The sequence below is a fragment of the Nitrospiraceae bacterium genome (assembly GCA_020632595.1).
In the GTDB taxonomy this organism is placed as follows: Bacteria; Nitrospirota; Nitrospiria; order Nitrospirales; family UBA8639; genus Nitrospira_E.
Genome location: JACKFF010000002.1, coordinates 475,632 through 489,654 on the forward strand (window position 1 = coordinate 475,632; position 14,023 = coordinate 489,654).

Here is a 14,023-nt window from a genome sequence, read left to right on the forward strand (position 1 = left end):
TCGTCGAAAGTGGTTTGTATGTATGAAGATGCCGTGAGTCCTGCTCGCATGTTTCGGAGATGCTTGATCTACAAAACTTTTTGACAAAATCTGGGGAAAATGTTAACCCAAGACGCATTTCCGGTTCTTAAGGTTGCCAGAGCCGACAATTCGAAAAGAACATTCCTCTCACTTTATCTCTCCAGGGAGGTTTTCATGCACAGGCATTTTCTTTTTGGACTCATGATCTTTGGGAGTATGTTTGGTGGGATCAGCGCACTATCACCCCAGTCGGCAAGCGCGCAAGCCACCGACACGTCACCGGCTGGCATGGTCGCGTTCTTTCCGCAAAGCCAATGTCCGACTGGATGGGAGCCGGCACCCTACGCACAGGGTCGGCTCCTGCTCGGCGCAACTGATCTTACGAACTATGATCTGGAGAAAACGGTTGGCACTCCCCTGACGAACCTTCAAGCCCCTGTGCATCAGCATGCCTTCACGGTTCCGCTCAACCTCCCCGAAAAGGAGCTCAAGAATGGGGACTGCGGGGGGAGCACGGGCAATTGCCAGCATAAGAGCGACAGTTCCCACAATTACACTGTGAAGGGAACGACACTGAACGGCGGTTCCTCCGACCTTCCGCTGTTCCAAATGCTGGCCTGTGAGAAGACGGACAGCGGACAATCCCCCCCTCCGACAGACGGGTATGGAACCTCGGCCCTGGCCTTTTTTAACCTCCAGTCCTGTCCGGCCAACTGGCAGCCGGCCGTCGGGTATCCCCAAGGGTATCAGGTCACCTGGAACGGACCCCAGAATTACAAGGTCGTGATCACCTTTGACGGGACGGATAATGACAAGGATGGTGTTCTGAGGGGACGTGGCTCCGACCCGTCGAAGATCGCAGGAGGCAAAACGAACGAACTGACTTTTTGGACCATGGTCGTTTTCCAGAATAATCAGAAAAAGGTCGCGTTCACGTGGAATACACAGAAAGCCCGCCCCGATTTCAACTTCAACTATGCCCTTGCCGGCAAAGAAGTGTACGCCTCCGTGCAGTACTCTGAAGAAAACGGTTTGAACGCGGGCGTCTCGGGTTCGGGAGCCACCAATTATAACTTTTTTTCCAATCAAGCGGCCAGCGGAATCTGGTTAGTCCCAGCCGGAAATTCAAATCAGGCCGCCAAGGGCCCGTTGGGGAACACTCAATTCACAGCGGGCACCCCCTCGTCGCCAGTGGACGGATATTTTATCATGCCCTTTGAAGCACCCCCAGATGGAACCGTTGGAACCCTGGTTGGCAATCCCTACGGGAATGGCGAGCAGCGTTCGCATAGCCATACCCTCACCTCAAACATCAGCCTGGACGCGTACCAATTTGAGAATTTCTTAGGGAGCTGCAAGGATTTGACTGCTTCCGGTACGCAGGATTTCAGCGGGTCGACCGATGCGGCTTTCAACAACATTCCCTATACACAACTCCTGCTTTGCGAGCGGGAGCCTAACTTCTCCACACCCAACCCACCCCCGGTCCCGTCCGACATCGTAACCTTTTATGCAAGCCAGAATTGTCCCTATCCCTGGAAATCGAGTGCCACGGGAACCGGTCGCTTTCTGGTCGGCCTCCCGGAGGGAGGCACCCCGAACGAGGCCTTCGGCAGCGGCACTCCGCTCACCTCTCCCGGCAATAGGATTCCGCATACACATGGTCTGAAAGGATCGGTCACGCTGAGCGACGTTCAGCATGTTGCTCTCGCCAAAGGGAGCAACTCACCCCATTTCGGCACGACAGGGGCATACGATTATAGCGGGTCGACTGATCCCGCAAATTTCGATTTGCCCTACCTGACGACGGCAAACTGTCAACCCTGTATAGGGCCCAACGATGCCAATCCGGTTTGCAACGAACAGCTGCAAAGAAAGGAATAGGGATTCCTGTCACTCAAACCCGGCTTCATCACGGAGGAGGAACGGTTATGACGGCAGCGATCACGAACATCACCATCGGCGTGAATCTCATCGACGATTACTTGTTGACGCAGGAAGCCCCGGTGTCCAATGCGCTTACGCGGAATCTGTTCACGGTCGTGCAGAATCCGGCCAGTCACGATCCCACCAGCGAACTGTTGACGCTCGACGGGGACGGGGAGCCGGTGCATTTCTATCCGGACCCCACGTCCCAATCGGGCTGGACAACGGTGAAACTCGGCGTGACACCGCCCGCCAACACCGGAATCTGTAATCGCATTTTGGGGTTCTATCACCAAGGCGTGCTCAACGCCCTCTGCTACTACCCCCTCACAACGGGGGCCGGGAGCAGCGCGGTGTGGATGCAATCGTCCGAGCCGGGCACGTGGACCCCCGCCACCCTGTCTGCCACGGCGAAGAACTGGATTGGCTTCACCTTTCAAACGGATCAGTACGTGGACGCCGACGGCCATGCTTATTTGTACGGGGTCACGGGCAACGTCAGCCCCCACGCCTTCTTCGTCCTGACCTACTCCACCAACCCGCAAACCGGCACTCCACAATGGATGCCGATCGCCGAGCGGTACCCGACACAATTCACCCCGGAAATTTCCGATCCCGACACGGCAGCTTTTCGCCTCACCGAAGGGACTGGCGGCAGCGGGGCGGTCACAGTCCTCTGGGTCGACGGCAGCAACATTTCGCATGAGGACGCGACCGTGACCTGGTCACAACAGAGCAATCAGCAGACGGCCACGTTTACCTGGAGCGAGCAATCCTCCACGTTCAATCCCAATAAGGGCGCTCTCACGGCTGAGAACCTCTATGCCATTCCCGGCCCGCTCGGCAGCGGCCATGTGCTGCTCCTTGATGCGACCAGCACACTGTGGCTCGTGTCAAATTTCTATGCCGCGGAACCGTCGATCACGCAGTTGACCGGGCTTGCGAGTCAACCGAAGAGCGCGACGGCGGTAGGGGTGGGGGTGGACAGCAGCCAGACTGTGACCATCTTTGCCATCGAACCGGGGAGCAATTATCTCTGGTATCTCCAGCAGACGGGAACTGGCTCACTCACCTTCGGCAGTTGGGTGCAGTTGGGCGGCACGCTGCTCACCCTCACCTGCCCGGCCTACATGCGGGCGGGGCCGGAGCTATTCTCGGCCGGACTCGCGACGGATCCGCAGTCAGGGGCGAGCGCTCCCGCGGTCTTTCACATGGATCAGAACCTGCCCGGCGGAAGCCAGGGCAATGGCGATTCCCCAGGCACGCAGGTCTGGTCGACCCGCAAGGTCTCCGCGCCGCCGGCGCCCTCTAATACGACGCCGACTCAAACGGCCACGTATTCCATGGAGCTGGCAGGAGTGGATGCCGGCAACAATCCCGTCGCCAACGGCACGGTCACGGTCACCGCCGATCAGGCGGTCACTGTGGTCTGGAACAGTTACGCTTATCATGTCGGCCCCACCACGCCGCTCACGGTGGAGCTGGACGGGGCCGGGCAAGCCACGGTCCTCTATGAAGCGGTGGGCCTGACGCCGCCGGTCATCACGTTCACCGCCGTGGATACCGGCAACAATCTCACGGGCTCGCGATGGTGCCGGGGCGATGTGGTCCAGTACATCGAAGCTCTGGACGGGACGCCCCTGGCGCCGCTGCCGGACTCGGTGACTCCGCAACTGCAAACGGTGACAGGCACTGACTTGATCAATCAGGGCTTGACCGGGGGCGACTATTCCCAAACTGCCTCTGCCAACACGGCGGCGCAGGCGATCAATGCCTCCGGGAACTGGATGAACCAAAACCCGACGGACTCCACGGGGCAGGGGACCATTGATCTGAGTCAGATCACGACGCCGCATTGGGAGATCGACTTTGCCCATCCGGAGGGCCCCCGGTTTCGCGTGCTCAGCGCGGAGGAAGCGCGCGATCTGTTGACCAACCGGCGGACCACCGGCCAGTTAGGCTCTTCCGGGAGCATCTTCGGGGATGTGGCGCATTTCTTTAAGCACGAGTTTGATCAGTTGACCTATTTTGCCGCCACGGTCACCGACGATGTGTTGAATATCGTCTTCAATGATTTGGAGCCATTCGTCATCTCGACCATCAAGCAAGCGGGCGCGGCGCTTGAAACCATCTTCTCGAAAATCCGGCAACTGGCCGACGAAATCTACAAGGTGCTGCAGGAGGTTATCGCCTGGTTGAAGATGCTCTTCGATTGGGACGATATTCTCAACACCCACACGGCATTCAAGTACGCTGTCAATCAAACCTTATTCACCAATCTCAAGTCGGTGGTCAGCGACGCGGAGACGGACCTGTCGAAGTGGTTCTCTTCCCTCAAGTCGGATATCACCAATGTCTTCAACAATATCGAGAGCCACTTCGACAACTCGACCAGCTTCAATACCTTTGCGAATTCCGCGCAGGCGGGATCACCGACAGCTACGAGCAACAATGTGCTTGCCGGGACGACGACTCTCAACACCCAGCAGCAGCATGCTTCTAAATGCCAGTACGTCTACAGCCGGTCGAAACCCTCCTTCGGTAGTATTGGCGCCATAGAGTTAGCGGGAGCGTCACCCAGCTTGGCCGGAAGCGATCCGACGACGGCCATTATTCAGGCCATTCAAACCAGCATCATGGATCCCACCAATGCCAATGGGCAGTCGCTCTATACGGTCTATACGGAAAGCCTCCTCAGCTTCATTACAGACACTCTGAGCGATCCCAGTGACTTCTTGGATCTCATTATTCTCCAATTCCTGGAAGCCGCGAAAGATCTTGTCCTCTTTGTTGTGGATGCGGTTGAGGCGGTTTTGGAGGCGATTTTCAACCTGCTTGAGGATGCGCTCGAGGCTTTCCAAAGCATGATCACAGATTCAATCGACATCCCGATCATTACGTGGCTGTGGAAGAATGTGATCACGAACGGCGACGAGTTCACCTTGCTCGATCTGTTCTGCCTGATTCTTGCGGTGCCCGGTACCATCCTCTATAAAATTTTGTATGGGGGCTCGAACGCGTCGCCTCCCTTCAACAGCACAACCCTCGATGAATTGCGACAAAGCCAGTTGGCCTGGCCGTCGTTGCCGTCGTTTTCGGAGAGCGGTGTCGAGTGGTCCGCCCCGGTTGGATATACGCCCCCCTCCAAGGAGGTTTTGAAGCCCCTGGGTATCCTAGCCGGACTCTCGTATATCGTCTCTGGCTGGTGCGCCATGAATATGGATCTCAAGGCGTCCCTGGGCGAGGACGATGCTTCTGCCAGAAACTACTCGATTCTTTCGGTCATTCTCACCGGCTTTCAGATCGGCTCGACCGCCCCTTATTCGGTTTTTGCCAAGGCGTCGGCCGATTGGACTCAAGCCGACAACTGGACATTAAACGCGTGGTTTACGGGGATCTTTCAAGCGTCCTGCGACACCTGCTTCGTGGCGTTTTCTACGACCCATACCGCAACCGAGTTTGTCGATGGGGCCGGGCCGGTGGGCGATACAGCCATCGGTGTGTGCCAGGAAGCTGTCGGCGTTGTGACCTGTATCTACCAGAGCCAAGCAGGATCCGGTTACACGGGATGGGATGCATCCGGTAACGTCATTGGACCGATCAACGAAAGCCTGAAGTTCATGCTCGAGTGCAGTCCCGTTATCGTGACCGTTCTCATTTGTCTTGATTTGGTTCTCCCGATCGGAGTGTGTGTGACCACCTGCATGTCCGCCGAAGACGGTTAACTCGGTCCTGATCGGAGTGCCGTAAGCTCGAGGCTTGCTTAGCATGGTTTTAAAATTGTTGGCTAATCCAGACTAGGACTATCCGAAAAGCACGACACGGGGACATTCAGCATAGGGCCAACCCCAGAGCATCCCCGTCACTCAAACCCGGCTTCATCACGGAGGAGGAACGGTTATGACGGCAGCGATCACGAACATCACCATCGGCGTGAATCTCATCGACGATTACTTGTTGACGCAGGAAGCCCCGGTGTCCAATGCGCTTACGCGGAATCTGTTCACGGTCGTGCAGAATCCGGCCAGTCACGATCCCACCAGCGAACTGTTGACGCTCGACGGGGACGGGGAGCCGGTGCATTTCTATCCGGACCCCACGTCCCAATCGGGCTGGACAACGGTGAAACTCGGCGTGACACCGCCCGCCAACACCGGAATCTGTAATCGCATTTTGGGGTTCTATCACCAAGGCGTGCTCAACGCCCTCTGCTACTACCCCCTCACAACGGGGGCCGGGAGCAGCGCGGTGTGGATGCAATCGTCCGAGCCGGGCACGTGGACCCCCGCCACCCTGTCTGCCACGGCGAAGAACTGGATTGGCTTCACCTTTCAAACGGATCAGTACGTGGACGCCGACGGCCATGCTTATTTGTACGGGGTCACGGGCAACGTCAGCCCCCACGCCTTCTTCGTCCTGACCTACTCCACCAACCCGCAAACCGGCACTCCACAATGGATGCCGATCGCCGAGCGGTACCCGACACAATTCACCCCGGAAATTTCCGATCCCGACACGGCAGCTTTTCGCCTCACCGAAGGGACTGGCGGCAGCGGGGCGGTCACAGTCCTCTGGGTCGACGGCAGCAACATTTCGCATGAGGACGCGACCGTGACCTGGTCACAACAGAGCAATCAGCAGACGGCCACGTTTACCTGGAGCGAGCAATCCTCCACGTTCAATCCCAATAAGGGCGCTCTCACGGCTGAGAACCTCTATGCCATTCCCGGCCCGCTCGGCAGCGGCCATGTGCTGCTCCTTGATGCGACCAGCACACTGTGGCTCGTGTCAAATTTCTATGCCGCGGAACCGTCGATCACGCAGTTGACCGGGCTTGCGAGTCAACCGAAGAGCGCGACGGCGGTAGGGGTGGGGGTGGACAGCAGCCAGACTGTGACCATCTTTGCCATCGAACCGGGGAGCAATTATCTCTGGTATCTCCAGCAGACGGGAACTGGCTCACTCACCTTCGGCAGTTGGGTGCAGTTGGGCGGCACGCTGCTCACCCTCACCTGCCCGGCCTACATGCGGGCGGGGCCGGAGCTATTCTCGGCCGGACTCGCGACGGATCCGCAGTCAGGGGCGAGCGCTCCCGCGGTCTTTCACATGGATCAGAACCTGCCCGGCGGAAGCCAGGGCAATGGCGATTCCCCAGGCACGCAGGTCTGGTCGACCCGCAAGGTCTCCGCGCCGCCGGCGCCCTCTAATACGACGCCGACTCAAACGGCCACGTATTCCATGGAGCTGGCAGGAGTGGATGCCGGCAACAATCCCGTCGCCAACGGCACGGTCACGGTCACCGCCGATCAGGCGGTCACTGTGGTCTGGAACAGTTACGCTTATCATGTCGGCCCCACCACGCCGCTCACGGTGGAGCTGGACGGGGCCGGGCAAGCCACGGTCCTCTATGAAGCGGTGGGCCTGACGCCGCCGGTCATCACGTTCACCGCCGTGGATACCGGCAACAATCTCACGGGCTCGCGATGGTGCCGGGGCGATGTGGTCCAGTACATCGAAGCTCTGGACGGGACGCCCCTGGCGCCGCTGCCGGACTCGGTGACTCCGCAACTGCAAACGGTGACAGGCACTGACTTGATCAATCAGGGCTTGACCGGGGGCGACTATTCCCAAACTGCCTCTGCCAACACGGCGGCGCAGGCGATCAATGCCTCCGGGAACTGGATGAACCAAAACCCGACGGACTCCACGGGGCAGGGGACCATTGATCTGAGTCAGATCACGACGCCGCATTGGGAGATCGACTTTGCCCATCCGGAGGGCCCCCGGTTTCGCGTGCTCAGCGCGGAGGAAGCGCGCGATCTGTTGACCAACCGGCGGACCACCGGCCAGTTAGGCTCTTCCGGGAGCATCTTCGGGGATGTGGCGCATTTCTTTAAGCACGAGTTTGATCAGTTGACCTATTTTGCCGCCACGGTCACCGACGATGTGTTGAATATCGTCTTCAATGATTTGGAGCCATTCGTCATCTCGACCATCAAGCAAGCGGGCGCGGCGCTTGAAACCATCTTCTCGAAAATCCGGCAACTGGCCGACGAAATCTACAAGGTGCTGCAGGAGGTTATCGCCTGGTTGAAGATGCTCTTCGATTGGGACGATATTCTCAACACGCATAACGTGATCAAAGAATGCGTCACCCAGACGTTGACCAATATGAATAACTCCATCGAGTACGCCCAAACACTCGTCGACAATGAATTCGCGACGTTGCAAGCGGAAGTGAAGACTGTCTTCCAAAATCTCGAATCAAACTTTGAATCGGTCCAGGGGCAGTCGTACAACGATTATGTCAACAGCGCGTCGGGCAGTCAGAACACCCTGGCTGGAACGAACACCCAAAACACGCAACAGCAGCATGCTTCTAAATGCCAGTACGTTTACAGCCGGTCGAAACCCTCCTTCAGTGGCGCATCCGCGTTGTCACTGCAAGGTTTTGCGGGAATGCCGGGAGGTACCGATCCGACCACAGTCATCTCGGATGCGGTCAAGCAGTACATCTATAGCGGAAATACCTCCGATCAGAATACCCAGACGTTCAATGCCACCAGTGGCAAATTGCAGGATTTCGTCACCGGAAAGATTACCGATCCCAGTAGCTTCTTCGATCTGATTATTCTTGATTTGCTGACGGCGGCGGAAGATCTCGTCCTGTTTATTATGGACGGGATTGAATACGTCATCAATGCGATCCTCTCCCTGGCTTCCTCGGCGATCGAGGCGTTTATCGCGATGCTGACCGCAAATATTGACATTCCGATCATCACCTGGCTCTGGAAGAACGTGATCACCAAGGGCGACGATTTTACCTTGCTGGACTTGATCTGTCTCATCTTTGCCGTGCCGGCCACCATTCTTTACAAGCTTATCGGCAGCAAATTGCTGCAGCCCAACGAACCTGCTCAGGCTCCGTTCTCCAGCAGCGACGCTACCACGATCAAGAATACCGGTCTCCCGTGGCCCACGATACCTTCTCAGGGCGTTCCAACGGAAGGAGCGCGGGTGACAGATGGTTCCCAGCTACCCCCTTTGTTATTGGCAAATCTCAATGTCTGCTCCGGGTATTTCTTGACTGTGAGTGGGGCGTTTACGGTTCTTGGGGACACTCTGGCTTGGCGAACCCAACAAAGTGGTACCAACGAACCCAACCCTCTCAACAAATTGGTGTCCATGATGAGTCTTATTCCGCGTTGGGAAACCTTCGGCGTCAGTGTCCCGGTTGGCATTCTGCAAAAACCGCAGAATCAGTGGAGCAAGGCTGATCAATGGACCATGTGGCTGTGGTGCACGCGGGGATCGGTCATCCTGGTGGATACCATTTTCACCGCGGTATCCGCGTTTGAGGCGAATGCCAAATACCTCAAAACCTTTGGACCGGCCTTGAAAACCACGATGGCGCTGGGTCTCGAGGCAGTAGGCACTGTCGCCGCGGTATATCAGCTAAAAGACCAGAACTATAGTGCCTGGGTGCCGGCGAATGAATGGATTCGGCCGATACCCAGTGTGTTCAAGTTTCTGATGTACTTTGATGCGGAATCGCCCGCTTGGGATCCCATACCCTGGTTGCTCGGCATCGACGTCCTCTTCGGGATCGGATCAAGCGTTACCCAAATTGGCGGCACGGTGTATAAATACCAGCATTCGAGCTAGGAGATGGGAAATCAATCAGGACTAATTCCCGTGGAGGTCCTGGCTTACCTGAGGTTGGAAATAATTTTTCTCCCTACTTTCTGGCCTTGAAATCGAAGGCCGGCTTACCGACGGGACTGGAAATGTGTTACCAATCGACGTGACACAGTGACCAGTATGCGGGGCTGTGAGTGACGGATGACTCGACATAAGGTGTAAGGGAGCTCCGCCATCTTCTTCAGTTATGAATGGCTGTTTCCAGGGAAGGCCCACATCACACGCAAGCCATGCGTTCTGTAAATGGGTAAGCGAAGGGTCTCGAATGGAGCCAGGTTTTCTTTGTCCTTCCAACGAACAACGGCTTTCTCCTAAGATGGCAGTAATTATAGGTGAAGCCTGATGGACTGACGGTCTGTCTTTTTTGAAAATATTCATGGAAGTCTCATATCCGGTTCCTTAATTCCTACGATGTTGGATGTTGTCCTCTACGAACCTGAGATTCCGCCGAACACCGGGAATATTATTCGGTTATGTGCCAACACCGGATTCGGTTTGCATCTGATTCATCCGTTGGGATTTGAATTGGATGATAAGCGGGCCCGCCGTGCCGGATTGGATTATCATGAATTGGCCCGGATGAAGGACTATCCTACGCTTCAAGATTATTTAGATGCTCAAAAGCCCTCACGTATTTTTGCGATCACCACAAAAGGACAACGACCCTATCACGACGTGGCTTTTCAGCCTGGCGATGCCTTGTACTTTGGCCCCGAAACGCGGGGCTTGCCGGCTCATATTTTAGAAGCGCTTCCTCCCACGCATCGTTTGCGCATCCCCATGCGGCCTGATTCACGAAGCCTCAATTTGAGTAATGCGGTGGCTGTGGTGGTCTATGAAGCCTGGCGGCAACTGCAATTCCTTGGTGCCAAGTAAGGCAAAGGTACGTAGGCGAGCGGGGGTAATTCTGATAGAGTGAGGGATTCTGTTTTGGCATAATTACATTGGGTCCCGAGTCTTTTGCTTGGGGCACAGCAATATTCAGGTTTCATCATGATTTGGCTTGTTGATATGTAAACCATCACGCGAAATTTTAGTAAAAATGGAAAGGTATGCAAAGATAATACGATGAAGGAGATTCTGTTTGTGGGGGCGGGGTCAGTTGGGGGATATTTGGGGGCGCACCTGGCTCGTCGCAATCCGAACGTGGGGTTGCTAATATAAGACCGGTCACCATGTTTGTCAGGGTGATTCATCAGGCTTTGAAGCCAAATATTCCTGCTGGGCCTTATGGATTTGACTCAGCCCGTCTTGAATCAATCCTAATATGACCACCCAGGCGATGAATCCTAAGGCAATTTCTTTGAGGTATAAAGGCAATTCAAACGGCATATTCCAGATCATGTGCAGTCCCATGGCAATTCCAAGCACTCGAAGGAAGCGGGGATCTTTGACCATCTGGAAAGAAAAATTGTGATCCCCACGTATTCGCCACAATCCTGCCCCGACCATGGACGTCCACAGAACATGCCCGCCGACCATACTTAAAAACCCTCGATGGGTGATGTTATCCAGCATGGCTCCTCCGCCGTAGGCCAACAACCTTTCCAGGGCATACCCTGCCGATTCGAAGGCAGCAAATCCGGCTCCGACGGCCGCACCAAAAAGCATGCCGTTCAATGTCCAACGATATTGCAACCGATTGATCACCAGTAATAATGCCCCGGCTTTCCCGATCTCCTCAATAATCCCGGCACTTGCGGCACCCAGCCAACTATCCAATCCGGTGGTACGGAATAAGAACAGAGACAGAATCAAAGACAAGATCCCCCCGAAAAAGACCAACTTGATGACTTGGTAGAGTGAGATATTTCGTGCAACGTTGACCTCAAAGAAAAAAATCAGCAACGCAAAGGGAATCATGAACGATCCCGTAATAATGAGCCCAGGAACCAGTTTGATGTTGCCAAAAATATTTAACGCAAATACAAAGCCCAGATAGACTATTAAGGAAACCATAAATACTTTAAAAAATGCCCAAGGTTTCGGCCAGGCGGTATTGATTTCCAAAAGTGTCGGGGTTGTGGCCAGAGTACCGACATGAAAATAATCTTCAACTTCCTCATCTTTTCGTTTTCGGATGACTTCTGAAAACATTTCCCAAAAGTTGAATCCCTGCACACGCTCCAACCCGGCTACTGAACTGATCTGTCCGCCGATGTGATCGAGCCAATCCGGGATTCCACCGTGAGATAGTTCTCCACCCAATTGCCACATACTTCGGCCAATACGAAGTTGTTGATTGGAGCTGATTATTCCTTCAGTCATTCGGTGACCATCCACAAAGAGGGCTGAACCATCGAGGGTGTGAAAATGGGGCTGGTTTTGTTGCAAGGTAAACGAAACGTGCCGTTCTACTACTTCACGATCGTCACTGAGCAAATGACAGTGAGACGATCGTCCAAGCACGATCTCCTCATGGCGTATGGAAAGACGCTTTCCCCTGTCCGGACCGGCAATACAGATTAGGAATATGTCTTGGTCACTCATCAGGGGAGCTCAGCTTCAGAGGAGTTTCCACAAAAAGAAAAAATCAGGACGCGGAATTTTAGCGGGAGTCTGGGGGTTTTTCAACGAAACTTGAACGGTTCGGCGGCTTCTTCTGACCCTGCGGATGAAGCCATAGTTAATCTCGTGGGTGAGATTCCTGGCGGCGCTTCCCCAATTCACCTCATTTTTGCACCTACCCTGTGAATTTCCCCACATCGATTCCGCATACCTATTACCGGCGAATGCCGGCAGCTTTGACTTGTGCTCTGTCTTGGCTGTGGTGGTCTCTAAGGCATAGCGCCATTTATAGAATTTTGGGATATCATGAGGCAACGATCCGTAGGCGATCGAAGCCAATTTTGCTAGAGTAGGGCCAATCCATTTTGTGTGTTATGCGGCATTCTGAGATGAACTATCTTAGGGCTTGTCCGCCCTGGACACAGATCCTTCGCGTGGCTCAGGATGACAGCTATCTAAAACGTCACACGAAGTTTTACCAATAAAGAAAGGTAATCGGATGAAGGAGATTTTGTTTGTGGGGGCGGGATCAGTTGGGGGATATTTTGGGGCGCACCTGGCTCGCCGCAATCCGAATGTGTCGTTCCTCCTGCGGCCGCGTACCAGGGAGGCTGTGGCTAAAAACGGGCTGACCATCCGGAGCGCGATTGGTGAGAGCTTTACCGTGCATCCCACTGTGGCTTCCAATCCCGAGGAACTGCCCCAACCGGATCTGGTTGTGCTGGGGATCAAAGCCTATGACCTGAATGAGGCCATGAACCAGATTGAGCCGGTGCTGAAGCCGGATACCATTATTCTGACCTTGCAAAACGGGGTGACGATTGAGGATACCCTGATGGTTCGATTTGGCCGGGAGCGGATTGTGGGCGGGGTGGCATTTATCTATTCCAGGATCGCCGAGCCGGGGGTGATCGACCATTATAAGAAAGGCATGCTAACTATTGGGGAACCGTTGGGAATGGACACTCCCAGACTCCACGCCATCCTGGCGTTATTGAAAGGGGCGGGGATTCCCTGTTTCATTAATCCTGATATCCGGCGGGCCAAGTGGGAGAAAATGTGTTGGAATTGTGTGTTTAACCCGCTGACAGTGTTGCTGAATGATCGGGTGGCAAAAGCCTTGGATCATCAGGAGTTTCAACCGGTCATCGCGACCATCGTGCGGGAAGTCTCGGCCGTGGCCATGGCGGTCCACCGTGTGCCGTTGGATGAGGATATGCCGGAGAAGGTCGTCAAGTGGGCTCAAGAGCTTCGAGATATTCATACATCGATGTATGATGATTGGCTGGCCGGGCGACCTACTGAAATTGATGAGCTGAATGGTTTTATCACCGAACAAGGCAAGGCCTTTGGGGTGCCCACTCCTATGAACGACATGTTGACGGCGTTCATTAAAGTTTTGACCCCATCCAGGCCTTCCTCAGAGGCCACAATTCAGGTAGGCGGGGATATTTTGCAGAGTCTTCAATTTACGCGAACGACCCTGGCACAACTTCCTTCCATGCATCAGGTGTCGGAATTGCCTACCGTGATGCCTGGGATGAATGTCCGTGGCGTCAAATTTCAAGCAATACTTGATGTTGCGACACTTAATGTGGGGACCGACCATGTGACCTTCGAGTCGCAGGATGGAAAATTCTCAGCCTGTCTGACGATCAAGCAAGCTGCCGAATTCGGCATTCTGGTATATGAACAGGATGGCACGCCCTTTCCTTCCGAACGAGGCGGGCCGTTTCGATTGGTCACGCCCGGATTGGGTGACTTGTGCGCCAATGTGAAGCAGGTTGGCAAAATCATCTTTTCAAAAGGTCTGATTTCGGATAGCCGTCCACCTCAAGCCTGCCCGGAGCCAGAGAAAGTATAGGTT

General features: G+C 55.1%; 6 protein-coding genes. 5 read left to right on the top strand and 1 reads right to left on the bottom strand.

All coding sequences use genetic code 11. The features are described from left to right. Positions 1-195 precede the first annotated feature (195 nt). From H6750_07190 to trmL, 4 genes are all read left to right on the top strand, one after another. On the top strand, positions 196-1,905 hold the full coding sequence (locus H6750_07190) for a hypothetical protein (protein ID MCB9774099.1): 1,710 nt from the start codon (positions 196-198) through the stop codon (positions 1,903-1,905). Positions 1,906-1,952: 47 nt separating this feature from the next. Then, positions 1,953-5,672: a hypothetical protein gene (locus H6750_07195; protein ID MCB9774100.1), complete on the top strand. Its 3,720-nt coding sequence runs from the start codon at positions 1,953-1,955 to the stop codon at positions 5,670-5,672. Positions 5,673-5,847: 175 nt separating this feature from the next. Beyond that, complete coding sequence (locus tag H6750_07200; GenBank protein MCB9774101.1) at positions 5,848-9,612, top strand: hypothetical protein; 3,765 nt, start codon at positions 5,848-5,850, stop codon at positions 9,610-9,612. 447 nt (positions 9,613-10,059) lie between these two features. Then, positions 10,060-10,524, top strand: coding sequence for a tRNA (uridine(34)/cytosine(34)/5-carboxymethylaminomethyluridine(34)-2'-O)-methyltransferase TrmL (trmL, locus tag H6750_07205; GenBank protein ID MCB9774102.1), 465 nt, complete (start codon positions 10,060-10,062; stop codon positions 10,522-10,524). Between the two features lie 306 nt (positions 10,525-10,830). Here the strand turns inward: trmL and H6750_07210 are convergent, their stop codons facing one another. Then, positions 10,831-12,138, bottom strand: coding sequence for a PrsW family intramembrane metalloprotease (locus tag H6750_07210; GenBank protein ID MCB9774103.1), 1,308 nt, complete (start codon positions 12,136-12,138; stop codon positions 10,831-10,833). A 517-nt stretch (positions 12,139-12,655) separates the two neighbouring features. Here H6750_07210 and H6750_07215 point away from each other — a divergent pair. Next, the gene (locus H6750_07215) at positions 12,656-14,020 is read left to right on the top strand and encodes a 2-dehydropantoate 2-reductase (protein MCB9774104.1); all 1,365 of its coding nucleotides are present in this window, start codon (positions 12,656-12,658) and stop codon (positions 14,018-14,020) included. The last annotated feature ends 3 nt before the right edge of the window (positions 14,021-14,023 follow it).